General features: G+C 56.7%; 1 rRNA gene. It reads left to right on the top strand.

Features of this window, described 5'->3' with window-relative positions:
• Positions 1-92: 92 nt before the first annotated feature.
• Positions 93-1,617, top strand: a 16S ribosomal RNA gene (locus tag AB4Y83_RS22650).
• Positions 1,618-1,676 lie beyond the last annotated feature (59 nt).

Here is a 1,676-nt window from a genome sequence, read left to right as displayed (position 1 = left end):
GTTCGACTTCAGTCAGGTTTTCGAGCCCTTCATGGGTTCAAAGTTTGCTCACTGTTCTGGCCTTTCGGGGTTGGGGGGTGGGTGTTTGAACATCAACGGAGAGTTTGATCCTGGCTCAGGACGAACGCTGGCGGCGTGCTTAACACATGCAAGTCGAACGGTGATGACGRGAGCTTGCTCTTGTTTGATCAGTGGCGAACGGGTGAGTAACACGTGAGTAACCTGCCCCAGACTCTGGGATAACCCCGGGAAACCGGAGCTAATACCGGATATGACATCAACCYGCATGGGTATGGTGTGGAAAGTTTTTCGGTCTGGGATGGACTCGCGGCCTATCAGCTTGTTGGTGAGGTAGTGGCTCACCAAGGCGACGACGGGTAGCCGGCCTGAGAGGGCGACCGGCCACACTGGGACTGAGACACGGCCCAGACTCCTACGGGAGGCAGCAGTGGGGAATATTGCACAATGGGCGCAAGCCTGATGCAGCGACGCCGCGTGAGGGATGACGGCCTTCGGGTTGTAAACCTCTTTCAGCAGGGAAGAAGCGCAAGTGACGGTACCTGCAGAAGAAGCACCGGCTAACTACGTGCCAGCAGCCGCGGTAATACGTAGGGTGCGAGCGTTGTCCGGAATTATTGGGCGTAAAGAGCTTGTAGGTGGTTTGTCGCGTCTGCTGTGAAAATCCGAGGCTCAACCTCGGACTTGCAGTGGGTACGGGCAGACTAGAGTGTGGTAGGGGAGACTGGAATTCCTGGTGTAGCGGTGGAATGCGCAGATATCAGGAGGAACACCGATGGCGAAGGCAGGTCTCTGGGCCATTACTGACACTGAGAAGCGAAAGCATGGGGAGCGAACAGGATTAGATACCCTGGTAGTCCATGCCGTAAACGTTGGGAACTAGGTGTGGGTCTCATTCCACGAGATCCGTGCCGCAGCTAACGCATTAAGTTCCCCGCCTGGGGAGTACGGCCGCAAGGCTAAAACTCAAAGGAATTGACGGGGGCCCGCACAAGCGGCGGAGCATGCGGATTAATTCGATGCAACGCGAAGAACCTTACCAAGGCTTGACATACACCGGAATCACTCAGAGATGGGTGCGTCTTCGGACTGGTGTACAGGTGGTGCATGGTTGTCGTCAGCTCGTGTCGTGAGATGTTGGGTTAAGTCCCGCAACGAGCGCAACCCTCGTTCTATGTTGCCAGCACGTCATGGTGGGGACTCATAGGAGACTGCCGGGGTCAACTCGGAGGAAGGTGGGGATGACGTCAAATCATCATGCCCCTTATGTCTTGGGCTTCACGCATGCTACAATGGCCGGTACAAAGGGCTGCGAAACCGCGAGGTGGAGCGAATCCCAAAAAACCGGTCTCAGTTCGGATTGGGGTCTGCAACTCGACCCCATGAAGTCGGAGTCGCTAGTAATCGCAGATCAGCAACGCTGCGGTGAATACGTTCCCGGGCCTTGTACACACCGCCCGTCAAGTCACGAAAGTCGGTAACACCCGAAGCCGGTGGCCCAACTGTTYACAGAGGGAGCCGTCGAAGGTGGGACTGGCGATTGGGACTAAGTCGTAACAAGGTAGCCGTACCGGAAGGTGCGGCTGGATCACCTCCTTTCTAAGGAGCACTCCACTGCCAGCTCGTCTGGTGGTGGCAGAGCCCGGTCTGTCCCCGAA

Origin of the sequence: Terrabacter sp. RAF57 (assembly GCF_052113925.1) — a bacterium.
GTDB lineage: Bacteria > Actinomycetota > Actinomycetes > Actinomycetales > Dermatophilaceae > Terrabacter.
This window is presented reverse-complemented; position numbering and strand designations above follow the sequence as displayed.